At 68.6% G+C, this 21,328-nt stretch carries 23 protein-coding genes; 16 read left to right on the plus strand and 7 right to left on the minus strand.

What is annotated here, in order from left to right; all coding sequences use genetic code 11:
• The first annotated feature begins 47 nt into the window (after positions 1–47).
• The 13 genes from L1081_RS09795 (at position 48) to L1081_RS09855 (ending at position 11,192) form a co-directional block, all read left to right on the plus strand.
• Positions 48–1,154, plus strand: coding sequence for an ABC transporter substrate-binding protein (locus L1081_RS09795; RefSeq protein WP_489416760.1), 1,107 nt, complete (start codon positions 48–50; stop codon positions 1,152–1,154).
• A 30-nt stretch (positions 1,155–1,184) separates the two neighbouring features.
• Positions 1,185–2,078: an ABC transporter permease subunit gene (locus L1081_RS09800; protein ID WP_489416231.1), complete on the plus strand. Its 894-nt coding sequence runs from the start codon at positions 1,185–1,187 to the stop codon at positions 2,076–2,078.
• Positions 2,071–2,958, plus strand: coding sequence for an ABC transporter permease subunit (locus L1081_RS09805; RefSeq protein WP_489416232.1), 888 nt, complete (start codon positions 2,071–2,073; stop codon positions 2,956–2,958). The genes L1081_RS09800 and L1081_RS09805 overlap by 8 nt, the downstream gene beginning before the upstream one ends.
• Entirely contained in the window at positions 2,955–3,752 is a 798-nt protein-coding gene (locus L1081_RS09810) for an ATP-binding cassette domain-containing protein (protein WP_489416233.1), read from the plus strand. Before L1081_RS09805 ends, L1081_RS09810 begins: the two co-directional genes overlap by 4 nt.
• A complete protein-coding gene (locus tag L1081_RS09815; RefSeq protein ID WP_489416234.1) occupies positions 3,749–4,468 on the plus strand; it encodes an ATP-binding cassette domain-containing protein in 720 nt (239 codons plus the stop codon). Before L1081_RS09810 ends, L1081_RS09815 begins: the two co-directional genes overlap by 4 nt.
• 88 nt (positions 4,469–4,556) lie before the next feature.
• The gene (locus tag L1081_RS09820; RefSeq protein ID WP_489416235.1) at positions 4,557–5,783 is read left to right on the plus strand and encodes an MFS transporter; all 1,227 of its coding nucleotides are present in this window, start codon (positions 4,557–4,559) and stop codon (positions 5,781–5,783) included.
• Positions 5,767–6,033: a helix-turn-helix domain-containing protein gene (locus L1081_RS09825; RefSeq protein ID WP_489416236.1), complete on the plus strand. Its 267-nt coding sequence runs from the start codon at positions 5,767–5,769 to the stop codon at positions 6,031–6,033. Before L1081_RS09820 ends, L1081_RS09825 begins: the two co-directional genes overlap by 17 nt.
• 471 nt (positions 6,034–6,504) lie before the next feature.
• Positions 6,505–7,047, plus strand: coding sequence for an NUDIX hydrolase (locus tag L1081_RS09830; protein WP_155248128.1), 543 nt, complete (start codon positions 6,505–6,507; stop codon positions 7,045–7,047).
• Positions 7,044–7,979, plus strand: a complete 936-nt coding sequence (locus L1081_RS09835) for a dihydrodipicolinate synthase family protein (protein ID WP_489416237.1) — start codon at positions 7,044–7,046, stop codon at positions 7,977–7,979. Before L1081_RS09830 ends, L1081_RS09835 begins: the two co-directional genes overlap by 4 nt.
• A 30-nt stretch (positions 7,980–8,009) precedes the next feature.
• Positions 8,010–9,194 (plus strand): L-rhamnonate dehydratase, encoded by a 1,185-nt coding sequence (rhmD, locus tag L1081_RS09840; RefSeq protein WP_489416238.1) that lies wholly within the window; start codon positions 8,010–8,012, stop codon positions 9,192–9,194.
• A 12-nt stretch (positions 9,195–9,206) separates the two neighbouring features.
• Positions 9,207–9,536, plus strand: a complete 330-nt coding sequence (rhaM, locus tag L1081_RS09845; RefSeq protein WP_489416239.1) for an L-rhamnose mutarotase — start codon at positions 9,207–9,209, stop codon at positions 9,534–9,536.
• Between the two features lie 13 nt (positions 9,537–9,549).
• Positions 9,550–10,320, plus strand: a complete 771-nt coding sequence (gene lra1 / locus L1081_RS09850) for an L-rhamnose 1-dehydrogenase Lra1 (protein WP_489416240.1) — start codon at positions 9,550–9,552, stop codon at positions 10,318–10,320.
• Positions 10,317–11,192 (plus strand): amidohydrolase family protein, encoded by an 876-nt coding sequence (locus L1081_RS09855; protein ID WP_489416241.1) that lies wholly within the window; start codon positions 10,317–10,319, stop codon positions 11,190–11,192. Before lra1 ends, L1081_RS09855 begins: the two co-directional genes overlap by 4 nt.
• Positions 11,193–11,217: 25 nt before the next feature.
• On the opposite strand, the gene phnE is transcribed toward L1081_RS09855, so the two are convergent.
• The 5 genes from phnE to senA are packed head-to-tail and all read right to left on the minus strand — an operon-like array spanning position 11,218 to position 15,917.
• Entirely contained in the window at positions 11,218–12,057 is an 840-nt protein-coding gene (gene phnE, locus L1081_RS09860; protein ID WP_489416242.1) for a phosphonate ABC transporter, permease protein PhnE, read from the minus strand.
• Positions 12,058–12,070: 13 nt separating this feature from the next.
• Positions 12,071–12,910 (minus strand): ABC transporter permease subunit, encoded by an 840-nt coding sequence (locus tag L1081_RS09865; protein ID WP_489416243.1) that lies wholly within the window; start codon positions 12,908–12,910, stop codon positions 12,071–12,073.
• Positions 12,911–12,912: 2 nt separating this feature from the next.
• Positions 12,913–13,731 (minus strand): ATP-binding cassette domain-containing protein, encoded by an 819-nt coding sequence (locus tag L1081_RS09870; protein WP_489416244.1) that lies wholly within the window; start codon positions 13,729–13,731, stop codon positions 12,913–12,915.
• Between the two features lie 25 nt (positions 13,732–13,756).
• Positions 13,757–14,614 (minus strand): putative selenate ABC transporter substrate-binding protein, encoded by an 858-nt coding sequence (locus tag L1081_RS09875; RefSeq protein ID WP_489416245.1) that lies wholly within the window; start codon positions 14,612–14,614, stop codon positions 13,757–13,759.
• Positions 14,615–14,666: 52 nt separating this feature from the next.
• A complete protein-coding gene (senA, locus tag L1081_RS09880; protein WP_489416246.1) occupies positions 14,667–15,917 on the minus strand; it encodes a selenoneine synthase SenA in 1,251 nt (416 codons plus the stop codon).
• On the opposite strand from senA, the gene senB reads away from it, so the two are divergent.
• The 3 genes from senB to L1081_RS09895 all read left to right on the plus strand — a co-directional run bounded on the left by senB (position 15,905) and on the right by L1081_RS09895 (position 19,199).
• On the plus strand, positions 15,905–16,897 hold the full coding sequence (gene senB, locus L1081_RS09885; protein ID WP_489416247.1) for a selenosugar synthase SenB: 993 nt from the start codon (positions 15,905–15,907) through the stop codon (positions 16,895–16,897). The genes senA and senB overlap by 13 nt on opposite strands.
• The gene (gene senC / locus L1081_RS09890) at positions 16,894–17,967 is read left to right on the plus strand and encodes a selenophosphate synthetase SenC (protein WP_489416248.1); all 1,074 of its coding nucleotides are present in this window, start codon (positions 16,894–16,896) and stop codon (positions 17,965–17,967) included. The genes senB and senC overlap by 4 nt, the downstream gene beginning before the upstream one ends.
• A 221-nt stretch (positions 17,968–18,188) precedes the next feature.
• Complete coding sequence (locus L1081_RS09895; protein ID WP_489416249.1) at positions 18,189–19,199, plus strand: substrate-binding domain-containing protein; 1,011 nt, start codon at positions 18,189–18,191, stop codon at positions 19,197–19,199.
• A gap of 5 nt (positions 19,200–19,204) precedes the next feature.
• Here the strand turns inward: L1081_RS09895 and L1081_RS09900 are convergent, their stop codons facing one another.
• Entirely contained in the window at positions 19,205–20,278 is a 1,074-nt protein-coding gene (locus L1081_RS09900) for a zinc-binding dehydrogenase (protein WP_489416250.1), read from the minus strand.
• Positions 20,279–20,296: 18 nt separating this feature from the next.
• Complete coding sequence (locus L1081_RS09905) at positions 20,297–21,217, minus strand: NAD(P)-dependent oxidoreductase (RefSeq protein WP_489416761.1); 921 nt, start codon at positions 21,215–21,217, stop codon at positions 20,297–20,299.
• Positions 21,218–21,328: the final 111 nt, after the last annotated feature.

Raw genomic sequence — 21,328 nt, forward strand, 5'->3', positions numbered from 1 at the left:
CCATCGCGCCCTTTTTCCGATTTTTTCAAAACGTGGAGTACGCCGTGATCAAACAGTTTTCACCCAGTCTTCTCGCCGTGCTGCTGTTCTCAGCCGGCTCCTCCGTCGCCCTGGCCCAGGGCACCGTCAACGTCGGCGCGGTGCTGTCCCTCACGGGTGCAAGCGCCACCATCGGCGAGGACGTGCGCCGCGGCATCATGCTGGGCGTCGACCAGGTGAATGCAAAGGGCGGCGTGCTCGGCAAGAAGTTCAACGTGCTCGTCGAGGACTCGGGCGGCAACGCCACGACGGCGCTCAATGCGGCGCGCAAGCTGGTCGGCGTGGACAAGGTGCCGGTGGTGATGGGCGAATACTCCTCGAGCATCACGCTGCCCGTGGGGCAGTACCTGGTCAAGGAAGGCGTCACACACCTCAACATCAACAGCAGCAGCATCAAGCTGAAGGACCTCGGGTCCACCTCGTTCGGGCTGCTCGGGCTGGAGAACTACGCCAACAGCTTCTCGGCCTCCGACACCTACGCGCTGGGCTACCGCAAGGTCGCCGTGATCGCGCCCAACAACGCCTACGGACAGGGCGTGCTGCAGGGCTACAAGGAGGCCTTCGAAAAGCTGGGCGGCAAGGTCGTCACCGAGGTTCTCTATGCCGCGGGGCAGTCCACCTACCGCCGCGAGCTCGAACAGATGTCGCGCAGCAGCCCGGACGCCTTCGTCTACACCGCGTATGGCCAGGAGGCCGCGGTGATCAACCGCGAAGCGCACGACCTGGGCCTGCGCAAGACACCCTGGTACGCCATCCTCCTGAGCATGTGCGTGTCGGACACGCCGCCCGAGATCGCCAACGGGCAGCTCGGCATGGAGCTCGGCGCGGTGCAGGGGCCGTCGGGCAAGGCCTATGCCGAAGCCTTCACCGCGAAATACAAGGAAGGCTTCAAGACCGCCTATACGGGCTATGGCTACGACGCCGTGCTGATGACCGCGGCCGCGATGGAGAAGGCCAAGTCGGTCGACTCGGCCGCCATCCAGGCCGCGCTCAAGGAGATCGGGCAATCCTACCCCGGCGTCACCGGCGTCATCAGCTTCGACGCCAACCGGCAGCGGCTCAACCCGCCCTACGACCGGCTCAAGTTCGAGAACGGAAAGATCGCGCAGCGCTGATCGAGCCACACACCGCACAAGGCCGCTGACATGTTCCAGTTCCTGATCGACGCCCTCCTGCGCACTGCGGACCTCGCACTGGTCACGCTCGGACTGAGCATGCTCTACGGGCTGGTCAAGTTCCCGAACATCGCCCATGTGCAGTACGCGATGTTCGGGGCCTACGCGAGCTATGCGCTGCATGCCGCGGGCGCGCCGCTGGTCGGGTCGCTGCTGATCGCCAGCGTCGTCACTGGCGTGGTGGCGCTGGGCCTGCACCTCTTGATCTTTCGCCGGCTGCTGCGGGCGGGCCCGTCCATTTCCATGGTCGGCTCGCTGGCCGTGTCGATGCTGGCCATCGCGTTGATGCAGGGCTTGGCGGGGTCGTTTCCGCGCATGTTCAAGCTCGGCCATGCGGCACCGCTGACCATCGCCGGCGCCCACATCTCGTACACGCAGTTCTACTTCGTCTGCACAACGATGGTGCTGCTGGCGCTGGTGACGCTGCTGCTGTTCTACACGCGCCTGGGCCGCGCCATGCGCGCGCTCACCAACAACGCCGCACTGGCCAACGCATCGGGGCTGAACGCGGAGCGCATCACTTTTCTCGTGAGCTTCACGAGCGGCATGGTGGCGGGCCTGGGAGGCAGCATGCTGTCGCTGTCGACGGGTGCCCACATCAACCTGGGCAACGACCTGCTGCTGCCGGTTTTCGCCGCGGCCATCCTGGGTGGGCTGGGCAACCCGATGGGCGCCATCGCAGGCGCGCTGCTCATCGCGGTGACCGAGACCGCCGTCACCAATCTCAACTTCGGCTTTCTCTTCGGAGTGGACATGAAGTTCCTGCCCGTGACCTACATCAACGCAGCATCCTTCCTCATTCTTCTGCTGGCGCTGCTGTTCAGGCCCTACGGACTGTTCGACCGCGAGGTACGCCGTGTTTGACTTCCTCGTCTTCTCGCTGACCGTTGCGGGCATCTACGCGCTCATGGCGCTGGGGCTGAATCTGCAGGCGGGCTATGCAGGCCTGATGAACTTCGGCCATATCGCGTTCGCGGGCCTCGGCGCCTATGCGACGGGCATCGCCTTCGCGCTCGGATGGCCGCCGCTCGCCGGGGCGGCCCTTGGCGTGCTCGCGGCGATGGCGCTGGGCTGGTGCATCGCGCGCATCGGCAACAAGCTGGCCAGCGACTACTGGGGCATCGCCACGCTGGCGATTGCCGAGATCCTGCGCACCGTGGCGACCAACGAGGACTGGCTCACGGGTGGCGCCAACGGCATCAGCGCCATTCCCTCGCTCTTCGACGGCCTGGGCAGGCCGTGGAGCGGACTGGCCTTCCTCGGACTGGTCGTGGCCGTCGTTACCGCATGCGCCCTCTTGTGCCGCCGGCTGGGCAATGGCCGGTTCGGCCGTGCATTGCGACTCATGCGCGAGGAGCCGCAACTCGCGGCCTGCATGGGCTACGACCTGCGCTCGCTCAAGTCGCGCACCCTCATGGCCGGCGCGGCCATCACCGCGCTCGGAGGCTCGCTCTATGCCCACTACATGAGCTTCGTGAGTCCCGACTACATGCTCCCCGCGGAGACCTTCCTGCTGTGGACCATGCTGATGATCGGTGGCGTCGGCAGCACGGCCGGCGTGCTCGTCGGCGTACTGCTGGTCCAGGCGGCGAACGTGCTGGCGCCATTTGCCAGGCAGGTGCTGGGCTTCGGCTCGGACCAGGCCGGCGCGCTGCGCCTGGGCCTCATCGGACTCATCCTGCTGGCTTGCCTGTTGTGGCGCAGCGAAGGACTGGTGCCGGAGAAGATCCGGAAGATGCCATGAGTCGCCATACGCCTGCCCTGCTGGATGTGGAAGCCGTCGCCAAGGCATTCAGCGGCAACCACGTGCTGCAGGACGTGAGCTTCAACGTCGCGCCCGGCGAAATCGTCGGGCTGCTCGGGCCCAACGGATCGGGCAAGAGCACGCTGCTCAACACCATCAACGGCTTCGAAACCGTCGACCGCGGGGCGATCCGCCTGGCCGGCGATCGCATCGACGGGCTGCCGGTCCACCGCGTGGTCGCGGCGGGCATCGGGCGCACCTTCCAGCTGCCTTCGATGCCGCGCAAGATGTCGGTGCTGGAGGTGGCCGTGGCGGCCGCCACGGCGCACCACGGCATCTGGGCCACGCTGTTGCGAAGCGCGGCGGCGCACCGCACCGAACAGGCTGCGCTGAAGAAAGCCGGGCAGCTGCTCGACCAGCTGCTGCTGGCTCCCGTGCGCGACCTGCCGGCCGCTGCGCTCTCGGGCGGCCAGAAGAAGCTGCTGGGCATCGTGTGCGCGTTGATGGCGCAGCCCCGGCTGCTGATCCTCGACGAACCGACGGCCGGCGTGCACCCCAACCTGCGGCGCGAAATCGTGGCCGCGCTGCGGGACCTCAATGCCGAGGGCATGACGATGCTGATCGTCGAGCACGACATGCAGTTCATCCGTGAGGTCTGCACACGCTGCATCGTGCTGGACCGCGGCCGCATCGTCGCCGACTGCCGCCCCGACGAACTCGTGCGCAACGAGGAAGTGGTGCGTGCCTACCTCGGGCGCGCCGAGGAGCCCGAGCTCGAGGAGGCGCTCCCATGATCGAGGTCAGGCAGGTTGTCGCGGGCTACACGGCCGAGGTCGACATCCTCAAGGGCATCACGCTGCACGCCGCAAGGGCCGAGATCGTGACGCTGCTCGGGCCGAACGGCTGCGGCAAGTCCACGCTGCTCAAGAGCATTGCCGGCTTCGTGCCGCCGCGCAGCGGCACGGTGCTGCTCGAGGGCCAGGACGTGTCGAGGATGCCGGCGCACGACAAGATCCGCCGCTGCGGCCTGGGCTTCGTGCCGCAGACCGAGAACGTCTTCAGCGCGCTGACGGTGCGTGAGAACATGCTGGTGGGCGGCCATTACCTGGGCAACGCGCAGTGCGAAGAGCGCATGCGCGAGCTGTGCGCGCTGTATCCGATGCTCGGGCGCAAGTTCGGCGCGCGTGCCGCTTCGCTGTCGGGCGGCGAGCGGCAGATCCTGGCGCTGGCGCGCGCCCTCATGCCGCGGCCCCACATCCTGCTGCTCGACGAACCCTCGGCAGGCCTCTCCCCCAAGATGCTGCAGGAGGTGTTCGAGGCCATCGCGCAGATCCGCCGCAAGGAGGCCGTCACGATCCTGATGGTCGAGCAGAACGCCATGGAAGCGCTGCGCATCTCGGACCGCGCCTACATCCTGTCGATGGGCACCGTCGCGCTTTCGGGTGCGGCCCGCTCGCTCATGCACGACCCGCAGGTGCGGGAACTCTATCTGGGCAGGCCGTCGCCGTGAAAAGCGCGCGCGCCAGGCATGCCAGACATCAGCCCGGCGGTCGCGACCCGGCCCCGGGCCCCGAACTCTTTACCGAGGAGGAACGGCCATGAACCCGGCATCCACGCAGCAGCAGACGAGGTCCTACGAGAACTTCGTCATCGTCATTGCACCGCTGCTGAACAGCGTCAGCGGCATCGCGATCGATCTCTACGCGCCCAGCATGCCCGCCATCGGGCGCGAATTTGGCGTCAGCGCGATCGTGATGCAGGGAAGCATCTCGGTCACGCTGATCGCCTACGCAGTCGGCCAGCTTTTCTTCGGCCTGATCGCAGACGGGCGCGGCCGGCTGCCGGCCATCCTGCCGGGCCTCGCGCTCTTCATCGCGGGAAGCCTGGTGGCGATGATGGCCGGCGACATCACGCAGCTGCTCATCGGCCGCGCAATGCAGGGCTTTGCCATCGGCGCCTGCCAGGTGGTGGCGCGCGCACTGCTGGTGGACAACATCCAGGGCGAGCGCTTCTATGTCGCCGTGGTCTACCTGAGCCTCGCCTGGGGCCTGGGTCCGGTGCTGGCGCCCTTCATCGGCGGCCTGGTCGAGCAGTACGCGGGCTGGCGCTGGAATTTCGCGCTGTATGCGGGCTACAGCGCGGTGCTGCTGGCGCTCAGCTTCAAGCTGCAGGAGTCGCTCGCGCCCAGCCGGCGCAAGAGCCTGCGCCAATCGCTCGGCGGCTATGTGCTGATCCTGGGCAACCCGCGTTTCCTGTCGGCGACGCTGGCCCTGGGGTGCAGCCTGTCGGTGTTCCTGATCTGGAACATCATCGGTCCCTTCGTCATCCAGGACCGGCTGCAGCGGAGCCCGTCCTACTTCGGCACCACTGCGCTGCTCGCGGGCGTGTGCTACCTCGTGGGCACGCTGCTCAACCGCACGCTGATCCGCACCGTGAGCGGCCGCACCCTCATGCTGGCCGGGCTCGCTGCCTGCGTGCTGGGGATCTTCGCGATGCTCAGCACACCCGGTTCGCTGGTACTGCCGAGCCTGCTGGCCGGGGTGATGCTGACGAACTTCGGCCAGGGCCTGCTGTTCTCCAACGTGGTGGCGCTGACGATGACGCTCTACCCCGATCGCGCCGGCGCCACCGCGAGCCTGCTGGGCTGCGGAATGATGGTCTGCGCCGGCATCAGTTCGGCGCTGGTCGGGCATCTTCCGGTCGGCACCAACCTGTCGGTCTCGCTCCCGTTCGCAGGGCTGCTCGTGCTGCAGGGCCTGGGCATCTGGGGCGCACTCCGGACCACCGCCTTGCGCAAGGCCGTCGATCATGAATGCCAAGTTTGACGCCCGCAGCCTGGACCACCGGCTGCTGCAGACCCTGCGGCAACGGGCGGTCGCGGCCGTGAACGAAGGGTGCAGCGTGGCCCAGGTCGCGCTGGTCTACGGCCTGAACCGGCGCACGGTGTTTCGCTGGGTCGCGGACTACCGGCGCGACGGGCCGCAGGCTCTGCTGGCCAAGCCCATTCCCGGCCGGCCCAAGCGGCGCGATGCGAATGCCGCATCGGAGCCGATGGTGCCGGCACGCGGCGAATGAGCACCGCCGCACACCCGGGCGCCTGCTTTTCCCGGTGCAGTGCAGGCCCCTCGATACCGCTTCGAGTCGCGTTTTGGTGCAGAAAAAAAAGAGCGCCCAGCGCTCGCGAAGCCTGCGCATCCAGTACGCCCGAACACCGCCTCGTCTGGATGAAACCGCCTTGTCCCGACCACCGGAAAAGTAGAGCCACCCGGCCGCTATTCGGTCCAGAGAATGAAATGCCAAAGATCGATGTGACATAACTTTTCAGCCCGATGTGGCAATTGATTTGCACCACCGAAGGTGCCATTCATTTCTCTGCTGCAGTGCAGCACATGGCATATATGTTGCTAATTAATGTTGCGATTTATCTGCAGCCAACCGGTTCTTTAAACCTATTTCATTACGAAAAATAATTCCTTTACCGCCATTCGAGAGCAGGGCTGCCGCAGAGGAGACCTTCTTTAACCCTACGTCACAGGATGAATGAAAATGTCTTGGAATGAAGCACTGATAGATGAGGAAATTTCCATCTTGCAAAGAATTCGCTCCGACGTGGGAGCGAGGGTATTGCCGCAGCGGCTTTATGAGGAATTCGTAAAGACCTACAAGAAGATATCCACCGAACTGGTGATCTTCGACGAAGGCGGCAATGTCTGGCTGACCCAGCGGCCGAGCAAGGAAAGGCAGCCTGACGAGCCCTTCGCAGGGCAATGGCACAACCCGGGCGTCATGCATAATTTCAACGAATCCATCGACAACGCCTGGGAGCGGCTGTGCAAGGACGAATTGGGAACGGACGTGGTGGCCGATGGGCCTCAATTCATCAAGATCCTTGAATTCAGTGAATCGAAGCGGGGGCATTACCTGTCGCTGCTCTATATCACGCGCTACCGCAGCGGCAAATTGACGAGCAGCACGCCCTCGGGCTTTTACAAGCCGAGCGACCTGCCGAAGCCGATCTTCGAGCCGCACGAAAAGCTGATCATTCCTGAAGCGATCAAGGCGGCAGCATCCCTCGGGTGGCTGCAATGATGAATTCCGGAAAACGCAAGGCGCGGTATGCGGGCGCCTTTTCGGTCGCCCCGACGATTTTCGACGAGCGCGGCGAACTCGATCTCGACGGCCAGAAGCGTTGTATCGATTTCATCATCGAAGCGGGCGCCGACGGGCTTTGCATCTTGGCCAATTATTCGGAGCAATTCGCCCTGTCGGACCGTGAGCGCGAAATCCTCACCACCACGATCTTCGAGCATGTGGCCGGACGCGTCCCGGTCATTGCGACCACCAGCCATTTCAGCTCCCAGATCTGCGCCGACCGCAGCAAGCGCGCCGCGCAGGCGGGAGCGGCCATGGTCATGATCATGCCGCCCTACCACGGCGCCACCATCCGGGCCAGCGAGGCCGGCGTTGGGGAGTTCTACCGGCGCGTGGCCGACGGCCTCGACATACCGATCATGTTGCAGGACGCCCCGATGAGCGGCACGCCGCTGTCCGCAGCCTTCCTGGCGCAGCTCGCGCACGACGTGCCGGCGGTGTGCTATTTCAAGATCGAGGTGGCGCAATCGGCCGGCAAGCTGCGCGAACTGATCCGACTGGGCGGCGATGCCATCGAGGGACCGTGGGACGGTGAAGAGGCCATCACGCTGTTCGCCGACCTGGAAGCCGGCGCGACCGGCGGCATCCTCGGCGCCGGCTATCCCGACGGCCTGCAGCCGATCATCCGCGACTACCTCGCAGGGAACCGCGAACAGGCGATGCGCGGCTACGAGCGATGGCTACCGCTCATCAACTACGAGAACCGGCAGTGCGGCCTGCTGGCCAGCAAGGCATTGATGAAGGCCGGCGGAATCATCCGCTGCGACCTGGCGCGGCACCCGATCCCCGCGCTGCATCCCGCGACCGAAGCCGGGCTGATCGAAATCGCCCGGAACCTCGACGCGATGGTGCTGCGCTGGGCGCGTTGACCACCCCGCAACCGAAGAAAGGTGCTGCCCATGGCTTCCCAGACCATCAAACAGGTTCGTGCCTACACCTTGCGTGGCGGCGGGGCCGACTACCACGACCAGTCCGACGGGCACTGGATCGACGACCACATCTCGACCCCGATGAGCAAGTACCCCGAGTACCGCCAGAGTCGCCGCAGCTTCGGCATCAACGTGCTCGGCACGCTGGTGGTGGAAGTCGAGGCGAGCGACGGCACCGTGGGCTTCGCGGTCACGACCGGCGGCGAGCCGGGCGCCTTCATCGTGGAGAAGCACCTGGCGCGCTTCATCGAAGGCGCCCGGGTCACCGACGTGGAGAAGATCTGGGACCAGATGTACCAGTCGACCCTCTACTACGGCCGCAAGGGCATCGTGCTGAACACGCTCTCCGCGGTGGACCTGGCGCTGTGGGACCTGATGGGCAAACTGCGCGAGGAGCCCGTGCACCAGCTGCTCGGCGGCGCCGTGCGCAACGAACTGCAGTTCTATGCCACCGGCGCGCGCCCGGACCTCGCCAAGCAGATGGGGTTCATCGGCGGCAAGCTGCCACTGCAGCACGGCCCCGCCGAAGGCGAGGAAGGCCTGCGGCGCAACCTCGAGAAGCTGGCCCACATGCGCGAGCAGGTCGGCCCCGACTTCTGGCTGATGTACGACTGCTGGATGAGCCTGGACCTCAACTACGCCACGCGGCTGGCGCACGCTGCCGCCGATTTCAGGCTCAAGTGGATCGAAGAGGCGCTGCCGCCGGACGACTACTGGGGCTATGCGGCGCTGCGCAGGAACATGCCCGCCGGCATGATGGTCTCGACCGGCGAGCACGAGGCCACGCGCTGGGGCTTCCGCCTGCTCCTCGAGATGGGATGCTGCGACATCATCCAGCCCGACGTGAACTGGTGCGGCGGCCTCACGGAGCTGGTCAAGATCTCTGCGCTGGCCGATGCGCACGGCGCGCTGGTGGTGCCGCACGGCTCGTCGGTCTACAGCTATCACTTCGTCATCACGCGGCACAACAGCCCGTTTGCCGAGTTCCTGATGATGGCGCCCAAGGCCGATGAAGTGGTGCCGATGTTCAACCCGCTGCTGCTGGACGAACCAATTCCGCAGCAGGGGCGGATGTCGGTGAACCAGCTCGACAAGCCGGGTTTCGGGGTGCGCCTGAACCCCGAATGCATGCTCGAGCGGCCCTACAGCCATTGAGGTGCGCGAGCGATGCCGGTGCGATCCTTCAGGCTCCAGCTGAACCCGGGTCAGGCGGCGGAATACCGGCGCCGCCACGATGCCCTCTGGCCCGAGCTGGCGGCACTGCTGCAGCAGGCCGGCATCGAGGACTACCGGATCTTTCTCGACGAGAAGGACGGCGCGCTCTACGGTGTCGTGCGCTACCGGCGCGACGACCTGCTCGAAGCGCTGCCCCGCTCGCCCGTGATGCAGCGTTGGTGGGCCTACATGGCGGACATCATGCAGACCCACCCCGATCATTCCCCTGTCAGCGTCGAGCTGCTGCCGGTCTTCGCCTTTCCGCCCGAATCAGCCACCTGAAGGAGTGCTGCGCATGCTGCTTGCCAACAAGACCGTGATCGTGACCGGCGCCTCGCGCGGCATCGGCCGTGCCGTCGCTATGGAATGCGCGCGCCAGGGAGCGCGCGTCGTCATCGGGCACAGCGGCAGTGCCCAGGGCCGGACGGCGGCCTTCTCGCTGATGGAGGAAATCTCCGGCTTCGGCGGCCATGGCATCGAGGTGGGCAGCGATGCCGCCGACCCCGACACCGGTGCCAGGCTGGTCGCGGCGGCGCTCGACGCCTTCGGCGGCGTGGACGTGTTCGTCAACAACGCCGGCATCTGCCCCTTCCACTCCTTTCTCGACATGCCCCGCGAAACCTACTTGCGCACTGTCGACACCAACCTGAACGGCGCCTACTTCGCGGTCCAGGCCGCTGCCAACCAGATGAAGAAACAAGGAAGCGGCGGCGCCATCATCGCCGTCAGTTCGATCAGCGCACTGGTCGGGGGCGGCATGCAGACGCACTACACGCCGACCAAGGCAGGGCTGCACTCGCTGATGCAGTCCTGCGCCATCGCGCTCGGACCCTACGGCATCCGCTGCAATACCGTGCTGCCGGGCACCATCGCCACCGACATCAACCAGGAAGACCTGGCCGATGAGGAAAAGCGCGCCTACATGATCCGGCGCACCACGCTGGGCCGCCTGGGCGTGCCCGAGGACATCGCCGGCCCGGTCGTCTTCCTGGCGTCGGACATGGCCCGCTATGTCACGGGCGCCGCGCTGCTGGTGGACGGCGGCCTGTTCGTCAATCTTCAATGACCCCCGAACTCTGGCCGGAACCGCCTGGCAGGGGGTTGGGCATCTACACCGGACCGATCGTCGATTCGCACATCCATCTGTTCGATCCCCGCCGCCCGCAAGGCATTCCGTGGCCTCCGAAGCACGATGCGATCCATCGGCCCACGCTTCCTGCGGACTACTTCACCGCATCGGCGGAGCACGGCGTCACCGGTGCCATCGCCGTCGAAGCGAGTCCCTGGCAGGAGGACAATTTCTGGCTGCTGGAAACGCTGCGCGCCGATGCCCGGATGCTCGGCTTCGTCGGCAACCTGGTGCCCGGCACCGACGACTTTCGCCGCACGCTGGAACGGCTGTCGGCCGAGCCCCTGTTCCTCGGAATCCGATGCGGCAACCTCTGGGACCGCGACCTGCGCGAAGATGTTCGAAACCCCGCCTTCATCGGCGGCCTGCGCGCGCTGGCAGAGAGCGGTCGCAGCCTCGACAGCGCCAACCCCGATGCACGATTGATCGAGGCCCTGCTGGAGATCGCCCACCAGGTGCCGGCACTGAGGATCGTGGTCGACCACCTGCCCGGCGCCGTCGTCCCGGCCGATCAGGAGCAGACCTTCCTGCACAACCTGCGGGCCCTGGCGGCGCACCCCGGGATGTTCGTGAAGATCTCCCAGATCCCCGTGAACGCGAGCGATTCGGCGCAGGCCCGCAACCGCCTGGACATCCTGTGGGAACTGTTTGGCGAAGACCGGTGCCTGTTTGGCAGCGACTGGCCCAACAGCCTGCGCGAGGCCCCCTTTTGCGATGTCCTGGGCTCGGCCCTGTGGTTCATGCAAGACAAGTCCGAGCTGGCAAGGACGAAGTTCTTTTCGACCAACTCGGCTCGCGCCTACCGCTGAAACGGCTGCAGCTCAAAGGCGCGGTTCACCGCCCCATCAGGCGCCGGGCGATGTAGCTCGCAGCGTCCACCAGTGCGACCAGCACGATCATCGCCAGCAGCACCGCGCTGGTCTCGCGCATCTGGAACAGGCCCAGGTGAAAGGCCAGCATCTGGCCCAGCCCGCCGGCGCCGACCACGCCCAGCACCGCCGCGGCGCGGATGTTGTTTTCCCACCGGTAGAGCGCATAGCTCATCAGTTGCGGCAGCACTTGCGGCAGCGTCGCATAGAGGAACACCCGCCCTTCCGGCACGCCGCGCACGCGCAGCGCGAAGGCCGGGCCCTGGGCCGCGTTCTCGATGCTCTCGGCAAACAGGCGGCCCAGAACGCCGGAGGTGTGCACCGCCAGCGCCAGCGTACCCGCGAATGGCCCGAGGCCCGCGGCAATCAGCAACAGCGCGGCCCACATCAGTTCCGGCACGCTGCGCAGGGCGTTGAGCAGCAGCCGCGCGGGGCCGCGCCAGCGCGCCGGATCGCCGGCGTGCAGCTTGCTCGCAGGCAGCGCGAGCAGCAGGCCGGCCACCACGGCCAGCAAGGTGCCGACCACCGACATCGCCAGCGTCTCGAGCGCGGCCGGCAGCAGCTTCTGCAGGAACGCCGCGCCGAGGGCCGGCTTCGCGAGCTCGCCGGCGAAGCGGCCCATGCGGGCCAGCGAATCGATCGAGAAGAAGCGCGCCCACTGCAGGTCGAGCGACCAGAAGCTCGCGACCACCAGCGCCACCATCGCAGCGACCATCCAGCAGGCGCGGCAGCGCGCGTCGAACAGCGGCGGCGGCAGCCGGTAGACCTCGTTGGCGGCGGATGGCTGCGGCTCGATCTTCGGCATGGCGAGGAAGCTCTCAGGCCAGGGCGCGCCGCAGCCAGGCACTCAGCCGGTCGGTGGCGGCAACCAGCAGCACGAACACCAGCAGCATGGTGCTGACCTCGGCGCCGTTGAACATCTTCATCGATGCATCCATCTGCTGGCCGAGGCCGCCCGCGCCCACGAAGCCGAGCACGGCGGACGAGCGGATGGCGCATTCCCAGCGATAGACGGTGTAGCTGGTGAGCTCTGCCGCGTTCTGCGGCAGCAGCCCGTAGAAGAAGGCCTGGATGCGGCCGGCGCCATTGCGCAGCAGCGTCTCGGTGGGATGGGCATCGCCGCTCTCCAGGATCTCGCCGTAGACCTTGCCCAGCATGCCGGCATAGGTCAGCGCGATGGCCAGTACGCCGGCCGTGACACCCAGCCCGACCACGCGTACGAACACCAGCGCCCAGATGAGTTCCGGCACGCTGCGCAGCACGATCAGCAGCCCGCGCACCGAAAAGCGCAGCACCGCCGGCAGCGCCGCCATGCGGCCGGCCAGGCCGGAGATGGAAAGCGAGCGCACCGACAGCAGCGTGAGCGGAATCGCCAGCACCATGGCCAGCGTCAGCCCGGCCGTGGCAATGGCCACCGTGCGCCAGGTTTCCCGCGCCACCAGCGCCAGGAACTCCGCGTCCATGCGCGGCGGCACGAAGCCCGCCAGGAACCGCAGCGCCGGCTCCAGGCTGCCGGGCGCCAGCAGCAGCCAGGGCTTGAATTCGGTCAGCACGAGCATCGGCCACAGCACCACGGCCGCGGCCAGCAGCCAGAACACGCGGTGCGCCCAGGCGGGGTCGCGCTCTGCCGGTGTTGTGCGTGACGGAACGGCGGCCATGCTCAGCGGCAGTGCATCACGACAGGAGCCGCTGCTACCGGGCCCTCGTCGAGGACACCGGCCTGCGCCGGCTCCTGCGCATAAAGCTCGCGCAACAGGGCCGGCGTCACCTGCGCAGTCGGCAGGTCGAAGGCCAGCAATCCGTCGCGCAGGCCGATGATGCGCGGGAAGTGCTGCAGCGCGAGCGGCACGTCATGCAGCGTGGCCACCAGCGTCGCCCCGCTCTCGCGCGCCCACTGCGTGAGGGTGTCCAGGGCCTGCCCGGCGCGGGCCGGGTCCAGCGCCGACAAGGGCTCGTCGACGAGCAGCAGCTGCGCCTCGGAGAGCAGGCCGCGCGCCAGTCCCACTCGCTGCCGCTCGCCGCCGGACAGGCGGTCCACGCGCGCGAAGAGCTTTTCCGCCATGTCGAAGCGCGCCAGCGCAGCGTCGGCCTGCGCGATGCCGGTCGGATAGAACAGGCTGCGCAGCGCCTGCCACAGCCCGATGCGCGGCAACCGGCCGGCCAGCACCGCGGTCACCACGCGCTGGCGCGGCGGCAGCGGCGGCACCTGCGGCGCCAGGAACAGCCGGCCGCGCAGGCGCTGCAGTTCGCGCCGGGGCAGCCGCCACGGATTGCGGCCGTCGAGTTCGATGCTGCCGGCCGCGGGCGCGAGCGCGCAGGCCATCAGGTGCAGCAGTGTCGTCTTGCCGGCGCCCGAAGGCCCGATCACCGCGGCCTGCTCGCCCGCCGCCACGTGCAGGTCCAGCGCGCGCAATGCAGGCGGCGCCGCGGCGGGGGCCGCCGGATGACGGCCGGACAATGACCGCAGCTCGATGTTCACCGGCCTCGCTCCTGCATTGCGCCGGTCAGTTCAGCAGCCCGGCGTTGCGCGCCGCGGCTTCGATGCCCTTGTAGTTCTCGGCGCGCGTCGGGACGAAGCGCGTGGCGCGCTGCAGCGCAAGGATGTCCTTGCCCTCAGGCGTGGCCGGGCTCAGCTCGACGAATGCGCGCACCAGCTGCTCGCGCCTGGCGGCGGGCATGTCGGCATGCACGGTCCAGTTGTAGTCGTAGTAGGCAGGCGTGGTGTAGAACACCCGCACCTTCGCCGGATCGACCTTCTTGTCGGCCACGAGCTTCTCCCACACAGAGATGTTGAGGGCCCCGGCGTCCACCTTGCCCGATGCGACCGCAGCCACCGTGGCGTCGTGCGCGCCCGAATAGGCCACGCGCTTGAGGTCGCGGTCGGGGTCGATGCCGGCCGCCAGCAGGAAGCTGCGCGGCATCAGGTGGCCCGAGGTGCTGGACTGCGAGCCGAAGCTCAGGTTGCGGCCCTTGAGATCGCCGAGCGAGCGGATGTCCGCGTTCGTCGTGATGAACACCGAGCGGAATTTCTCGTCTTCCTCGCGCTGCACCAGCGGCACCACCTTGCCGCCCGAACGATGGCTGGCCTGCACGAAGGTGAAGCCGCCGAGCCAGGCCAGGTCCACCTGCTTGTTGGCCAGCGCCTCGACGGCGGCCGCGTAGTCGGTGACCGGCGTGAACTCGACCTTCACGCCCAGCTTGCGCTCCAGGTAGGCGGCCAGCGGCGCCGACTTGCGCGCGAGCTCGGTCGGCGATTCGTCGGGAATCGCGGTGATGCGGAAGGTTTGTTGGGCCTGCGCGGCGATGGCACCGGCCAGCAGGGCCAGCGCCAGCACGAAGCGCGGCAAGACAGCGAATTTCATGAGACTCCCGAAAAGCGAAGAACAAGGCGGGGATTAGACCGCAAGAGCCCGCTCAGCCGCCGGCGGCCCGGCAGCTGCGGAAGCCGGCGAAGATGTCGCGGCGGTGCGGCTCGAAGAAGTTGCGGTAGCGCGCATGCGCGAGCGCCGCCGACGTGGCGTGGCAGGCGCCGCGCAGCACGCGCCGGGTGCCGAACCACGGCGCCGAGTAGTCGCGGTAGGGATGGGGCGCGAAGCCTGGGTAGGGCTCGAACGGGCTCGAGGTCCATTCCCAGACCCGGCCCCAGGCGAAGCCCGGCAGCGTGAGCGCCGCGCACTCCCATTCGGCCTCGGTCGGCAGCCGCCGACCGGCCCAGCGGCACCAGGCGTCTGCTTCATGTGCGTTCAGGTGGACCGCTGCGCCCTGCGGGTTGAGCGGCAGCCAGCGGCCGCCGCGCCGCTGCTGCCAGCCAGTGCTCGCCGCACGAAGACAGGCGGGCTGGCGCAGCGGCTGGCGCGCGAGCCAGTCGCGGCCCGCGTCGGACCACCAGGCCGGGTCCTCGTAGCCGCCGGCTTCGACGAACGGCAGGAAGCGCGCCCAGCTCACGGCCTGCGCGTCGATGCGCAGCGGCTCGATGGCGACCTCGTGGGGCTGCAGCTCGTTGTCGAACGCAAAGCCGGCGCCGGCTTCGGAACCTATGCGGAAGCGCTGCGCCGGCAGGTCCAGTTCGGCGTCCGCCGCAAGCTGCGGCGCGGCCCCGCTCTCGCGCAGCGCGATGCCCAGGCCCTCGGCCATGTAGGCCGCCGCTTCCGCATGCATGGCCTCGTGCAGGGCGACCAGGCGGAAGAAGTAGAGCGCATCGTCGTGCGCATCCGGCGGGAGCTCGTCCAGCAGTGCCAGCGTTTGCGAGAGCGTGCGTTCGAGGTAGCCGCGCGTGGCCTCGGCATCGGGCAGCGGGAGCGTCCAGCGGGTGCGGTGCGCCACGCGGCTGGAGTCGTACCAGGCGTCGGCCTGCGGCAGCAGCGACGGCTCGCGCGCAGGGTCCGGCTCGCAGGCCGCGCCCCGCGCGCGCTGCGGGTTGCGGCCGATCCACCATTCCTGGAACCAGGCCACGTGGCCCAGCTCCCAGAGCGGCGGATTGAACTCGGGCGCGTAGCCGATGCCGGGATAGGCGTCTCCCAGCGCGGCCCGAAAATCGTCCGCAAGATCGAGCGTGCGCCGCCGTGCGGCCAGCAGCGCCGCGCGCACCGATGCCGGCGGCCCCGCGCGCAGCGCCAGCGCCTCGGGCGCGGCGGCCACGCTATAAACAGGCAATGTCGAATCCATCGGTTGTGATCGTAAGCCCGGCGTTGCCCGGTGCCAACAATGGCAACTGGCGCACCGCTCAGCGCTGGAAGACCCTGCTGTCGCCGGCCTGCAGCGCGCGCGTGGTGCAGCAGTGGCCCGATGCGGACGCACCGGCCGACACCGTGATGCTGGCGCTGCACGCGCGGCGCTCGGCGGAATCGATCGCGCACTGGGCCAGCGCCCATCCCGGCCGCGGCCTGGCCGTGGTGCTGACCGGCACCGACCTGTACCAGGACATCGGCAGCGACCCTCGGGCGCAGCGCTCGCTGCAGCTGGCGCAGCGTCTGGTCGTGCTGCAGGCGCTGGGCGCCGAGGCCCTGCCGCCGGAATGCCGGAACAAGGCACGCGTGGTGTACCAGTCGACATCCGCGCGCGCCGAGCTGCGCAAGTCCGAACGGCAGCTGCGCGCGGTGATGGTCGGCCACCTGCGGCAGGTCAAGTCGCCGCAGACGCTGTTCGACGCGGCGCGCCTGCTGTGCGGGCGCGAGGACATCCGCATCGATCACATCGGGGACGCGGGCGACACCGGGCTCGGCGAGCTCGCGCGCGCACTCGCCAGCGACTGCCCGGGCTACCGCTGGCTCGGCGCCCTGCCCCATGCGCAGACCCGCCAGCGCATCCAGCGCGCCCACGTGCTGGTGCACACCAGCGCGCTGGAAGGCGGAGCCCACGTGATCATGGAGGCGGTGCGCAGCGGCACGCCGGTGCTGGCGTCGCGCGTGCCCGGCAATGTCGGCATGCTCGGCGGCGACTACGCGGGCTACTTTCCGCACGGGGACGCCGCCGCACTGGTGGCGTTGCTCGAGGCCTGCCGCGCGGGGCAGGGCTCGAAAGACCGCGCGGCCGGTCTGCTGGACAGTCTGCGCACACAATGCGCGTTGCGCGCGCCGCTGTTCGACCCCAGGGCCGAGCAGGCCGCACTGTTCCAACTCCTGAACGAACTCCAGCCACCGCCATGAACGCTGCCCTCCCGCAAGCCCCCGCCACCGAGCCCCGCCTCACCTCGCTGTCGCATGGCGGCGGCTGCGGCTGCAAGATCGCGCCCGGCGTGCTGTCGGAAATCCTCAAGGGCACGGCGCGCATGCCGATGCCGCCCGAGCTGCTGGTCGGCATCGAGACGGCCGACGACGCGGCCGTCTACCAGCTCAACGACGAGCAGGCGCTGATCGCCACCACCGACTTCTTCATGCCGATCGTCGACGATCCGTTCGACTTCGGCCGCATCGCGGCCACCAACGCGATCTCCGACGTGTATGCGATGGGCGGCAAGCCGATCCTGGCGCTCGCCCTGGTCGGGATGCCGATCAACGTGCTCAGCACGGCGACCATCGGGCGCATCCTCGAAGGCGGCGAATCGGTGTGCCGGGCCGCGGGCATTCCGATCGCGGGCGGCCACACCATCGATTCGGTCGAGGCCATCTACGGGCTGGTCGCGCTCGGGCTGGTCCACCCGAAGCGCGTCAAGCGCAATGCCGGCGCCAAGGCCGGCGACCTGCTGGTGCTGGGCAAGCCGCTGGGCGTGGGCATCCTGTCGGCGGCGCTCAAGAAGGAAGCACTCGACGCGGCCGGCTACGAACGCATGATCGCCACCACGACGCGGCTGAACACGCCCGGCCCCGAACTCGCGGCGCTCGACGGCGTGCATGCGCTGACCGACGTGACGGGCTTCGGCCTGGCCGGCCATGCGCTGGAACTCGCGCGCGGCGCGAAGCTGTCGCTGGAAATCGACTGGAAGCAAGTGCCGGTGCTCGAGGGAGTGCGCGACCTGGTGCAGTCGGGGCATGTCACCGGCGCGTCCGGCCGCAACTGGGCCGGCTACGGGTCCGACGTCGCCCTGCCGCAGAACTTTCCCGAGGAAGAGCGCGCCCTGCTCACCGACCCGCAGACCAGCGGCGGACTGCTGGTTTCGTGCGCGCCCGAGGCACTCGACGAGGTGTTGGCCATCTTCCATCGGCATGGCTTCGACGGCGCCGCGGTGATTGGCGGTGCCAGCCCGCACGGCACCTCGCCGCGCCTGGTGATCCGCTGACGCGCTGGCGCGTGGGCCGGGCTGCCGAGGCCGCGGCTCAGGCGGGCGCAAGCTACATCGCGCCCAGTCTCTGGCGGATCGCATTCATCTGATCGATCTCCCTGCGAATTGCCATTTCAGCCCGGCTGTCGCCTATCCTCGGACCCGCGTTCCAGCATTCCAGAGAGACCTGTCCCTTGCCCTCGCCCAAAGCATCCGCCCCCCCGCCCCGTCCGGCGACGATGGCCGACGTCGCCGCGCGTGTCGGCGTCTCGAAGATGACGGTGTCGCGTGCGCTGAACCGCCGCACGGGCAGCGACCGCGCGACCTCGGAGGCGCTGCGCCAGCGCATCCTCCAGGCATGCGAGGAGATGGGCTACGTGATCGACCAGACCGCGCGCACCTTCTCCAGCAAGCGCTCGGGCTTCGTCGCGGTGCTGATTCCGTCGCTGAACAACTCCAACTTTTCCGAGACGGCGCAAGGCATCGCCGCCGCCCTTGAAGCGCGCGGACTGCAACTGCTGCTGGGCTACACCGACTACCGCGTGGAGACCGAGGAGCGCCTGCTGCGCGCCATGCTCGCGCGCCGGCCCGAGGGCGTGATCCTCACGGGCGGAGCCCACACGCCCGCCGCGCGCGCCATGCTCCACGCAGCCGGCGTGCCGGTGGTCGAGACCTGGGACCTGCCCGCCACGCCCATCGAGCACACGGTCGGCTTCTCCAACGCGGAAGCGGCCGCCGCGATGGTGCGGCACCTGCACGGCCAGGGCTACCGGCGCATCGCCTTCATCGGCGGCACCTCGAACCGCGATACGCGCGGGGCCGACCGGCAGCGCGGCTATGCCGAGGCGATCCGCGAACTGGGCCTGCCCGATGGGCGCGTCATCGGCTTCGGGCAGCCGCCGATCTCCATGGCGCAAGGCGCAGAGGCCGTGGTGCAGCTGGTCCGGCAGTGGCCCGACGTGGATGCGGTGATGTGCGTGTCCGACCTCTCGGCCTTCGGCGCGCTGATGGAATGCCAGCGCCGCGGCTGGGAGGTGCCGGGCCGCATCGCGATCGCGGGCTTCGGCGACTTCGAGGTGGCCCGCGCCTCGCACCCGCGCATCACGACCGTGGCGCTGGACTGCGTAGGCATGGGCAGGGCCGCAGGCGAATTGCTGCTGCGCGTGATCGACGGCTCCCGCGAGGGCCGCCGGCCGCCCGCGGAAACGGTGCTGATCCCGTTCCGCGTCGAGCAGCGGGAAAGCTCCTAGGGCGTTCAGGCCGCGGCGGTTTCCGCGCCGGCATCGGCAAAGTCGATCAGCACCTTCATCGCGCGCTGCCGATCGCTCGCCAGCTCGAAAGCCTCGCGCGCCTGCAGCATCGGAAAGGTGTGCGACACGACCGGCGACAGGTCGACCCGCCCTTCGTTGATGAGCCGCACCGCCAGCGCGAATTCCGCATGGAAGCGGAACGAGCCGCAGATGCTGAGCTCCTTGGCCACCACCATGTTCTGCGGAATGCTCACGTCGCCGCCCAGGCCCAGCTGCACCACCACGCCGCGCGGACGCATCACCTCGAGCCCGTCGCGCAGGGCGCGTTCGTTGCCGGAGCATTCGAGCATCACGTCGAAGCTGCCCTTGTCGGCCGAATAGCGCGACACCCAGGCCTTGTCCTGCGCGACGTTGATGGCGTGGTCGGCGCCCATGGCGCGCGCGATGGCCAGTGGCTCGTCGACCACGTCGGTGGCGGTGATCTCGGCCGCGCCGTGCGCGCGCGCGGCCGCAATGGCCAGCACGCCGATGGGCCCGCAGCCCGACACCAGCACGCGCTTGCCCAGCAGCGGGCCTGCGCGCGACACGCCATGCAGCCCGACCGAGAACGGCTCGGCCAGTGCCGCCAGCCGCAGCGGCACGTGGTCCGCCACCTTCACGCATTGCGTGGCCTCGCACAGCAGCATGTTGCGGAATGCGCCCTGCACGTGCGGCATGCGCATGGCGCTGCCGTAGAAGCGCATGTCCAGACACTGGTTGGGCAGGCCTTCGAGACAGAACTTGCAGGCGCCGCATGGGCGGCTCGGATTGATGGCCACCTTGTCGCCGATGCGCACGCTGTCGACACCGGGCGCCGTGGCCACCACGGTGCCGGCCACCTCGTGGCCCAGCACCATCGGCTCCCTGATGCGCACGGTGCCGAAGCCGCCGTTGTGAAAGTAATGCAGGTCGGAGCCGCAGATGCCGCCCATGCCGACCTTCACCAGCACCTGGCCCGGGCCGATGTCTCCGGCGTCCTGTTCCTCCAGGCGCAGGTCGTCGGGGGCATGGATCACGAGGCACATACAGCGCATACGCATGGGTTCTCCTTCAGGCCGTCAGGCGACCGGGGTGACGAGGGGCTGGCCGCCGAAGTGGGCCTGCAGGTTGCGGCGAACCAGCTCGCCCATGGCGCGGCGCGTCTGCTCGGTGCCGCTGCCATGGTGCGGGTGCAGCACCACATTGTCGAGCGCCGCAAAGCGCGGGTCGATGCGCGGCTCGTTCTGGAACACGTCGAGTGCCGCGCCCGCGATGCTGCGCTGCTCGAGCGCCTGCAGCAGCGCGCCCTCCTCCACCGTGGAGCCGCGCGACACGTTCACCAGCCAGCCCCTGGGGCCGAGCGCCTGCAGCACCTCGGCATCGACGATGCCGCGCGTGGCCTCGCCGCCGGGCAGGATGACGATCAGCACGTCGCACCATTCGGCCATGGCCGCGAGGCTGGCGAAGTGGCGATGCGGGCTGTCCTCGCGCGCCGTGCGGCTGAAGTAGCCCAGCTCCATCTCGAAGCCCGAGAGCCGCCGCGCGATGGTGCTGCCGATGCGCCCGAAACCGGCGATGCCCACGCGCTGGCCAAAGAAGCGCGTGGCCAGCGGCATCGGGCCCTTGGCCCACGCGCCGCTGCGCACGAAGCGGTCGCCGGCCGGAATCGACCGCTGCAGCGCGAGCGTGAGGCCCACGGCAAGGTCGGCCACGTCGCCATTGAGCACGTCGGGCGTGTTGGTCACGCGGATGCCGCGCGCGCGGCAGGCCGCAAGGTCGATGCCGTCGGTACCCACGCCATAGCAGGCGATCAGTTCCAGGGCCGGCAGCGACGCGATGAGCTCGGCGCTGGCACCGAGCTCGCCGCGCGTGGCCACCGCGCGGATGTCCGCGGCGTGCTCGGCGATGAAGGCCTGCCGGTCCGGCGCCTCCCACCAGCGAAGCAGCGTGTAGCTCGCCTGCATCGGCTCCATGTCCCATTCCGGATAGGGGCCGGGCATCAGCACATGCGGGGGTTGTAGGGCAGCGGTCAAGCGGATTCTCCTGCGGGGATGGCGCGGCTGCGCAAATTGGATACCGGTAACTTTAACCGTGTTCCCGCCCTGCGCGAC

It is taken from the genome of Variovorax sp. MSC1_012, from assembly GCF_023667525.1.
GTDB lineage: Bacteria > Pseudomonadota > Gammaproteobacteria > Burkholderiales > Burkholderiaceae_C > Variovorax > Variovorax beijingensis_B.

Bases quoted from the DNA above. Each gene is read 5' to 3' on its own strand.
- rhmD (WP_489416238.1), top strand. From the start codon at position 8,010: ATGGCTTCCCAGACCATCAAACAGGTTCGTGCCTACACCTTGCGTGGC.
- L1081_RS09895 (WP_489416249.1), top strand. From the start codon at position 18,189: ATGGCCGACGTCGCCGCGCGTGTCGGCGTCTCGAAGATGACGGTGTCG.
- L1081_RS09820 (WP_489416235.1), top strand. From the start codon at position 4,557: ATGAACCCGGCATCCACGCAGCAGCAGACGAGGTCCTACGAGAACTTC.
- L1081_RS09815 (WP_489416234.1), top strand. From the start codon at position 3,749: ATGATCGAGGTCAGGCAGGTTGTCGCGGGCTACACGGCCGAGGTCGAC.
- L1081_RS09865 (WP_489416243.1), bottom strand. From the start codon at position 12,910: ATGGCCGCCGTTCCGTCACGCACAACACCGGCAGAGCGCGACCCCGCC.
- lra1 (WP_489416240.1), top strand. From the start codon at position 9,550: ATGCTGCTTGCCAACAAGACCGTGATCGTGACCGGCGCCTCGCGCGGC.
- L1081_RS09835 (WP_489416237.1), top strand. From the start codon at position 7,044: ATGATGAATTCCGGAAAACGCAAGGCGCGGTATGCGGGCGCCTTTTCG.
- L1081_RS09905 (WP_489416761.1), bottom strand. From the start codon at position 21,217: ATGCCCGGCCCCTATCCGGAATGGGACATGGAGCCGATGCAGGCGAGC.
- L1081_RS09875 (WP_489416245.1), bottom strand. From the start codon at position 14,614: ATGAAATTCGCTGTCTTGCCGCGCTTCGTGCTGGCGCTGGCCCTGCTG.
- L1081_RS09900 (WP_489416250.1), bottom strand. From the start codon at position 20,278: ATGCGTATGCGCTGTATGTGCCTCGTGATCCATGCCCCCGACGACCTG.
- L1081_RS09810 (WP_489416233.1), top strand. From the start codon at position 2,955: ATGAGTCGCCATACGCCTGCCCTGCTGGATGTGGAAGCCGTCGCCAAG.
- senA (WP_489416246.1), bottom strand. From the start codon at position 15,917: ATGGATTCGACATTGCCTGTTTATAGCGTGGCCGCCGCGCCCGAGGCG.
- rhaM (WP_489416239.1), top strand. From the start codon at position 9,207: ATGCCGGTGCGATCCTTCAGGCTCCAGCTGAACCCGGGTCAGGCGGCG.
- L1081_RS09800 (WP_489416231.1), top strand. From the start codon at position 1,185: ATGTTCCAGTTCCTGATCGACGCCCTCCTGCGCACTGCGGACCTCGCA.
- L1081_RS09855 (WP_489416241.1), top strand. From the start codon at position 10,317: ATGACCCCCGAACTCTGGCCGGAACCGCCTGGCAGGGGGTTGGGCATC.
- senC (WP_489416248.1), top strand. From the start codon at position 16,894: ATGAACGCTGCCCTCCCGCAAGCCCCCGCCACCGAGCCCCGCCTCACC.
- L1081_RS09830 (WP_155248128.1), top strand. From the start codon at position 6,505: ATGTCTTGGAATGAAGCACTGATAGATGAGGAAATTTCCATCTTGCAA.
- phnE (WP_489416242.1), bottom strand. From the start codon at position 12,057: ATGCCGAAGATCGAGCCGCAGCCATCCGCCGCCAACGAGGTCTACCGG.
- senB (WP_489416247.1), top strand. From the start codon at position 15,905: ATGTCGAATCCATCGGTTGTGATCGTAAGCCCGGCGTTGCCCGGTGCC.
- L1081_RS09825 (WP_489416236.1), top strand. From the start codon at position 5,767: ATGAATGCCAAGTTTGACGCCCGCAGCCTGGACCACCGGCTGCTGCAG.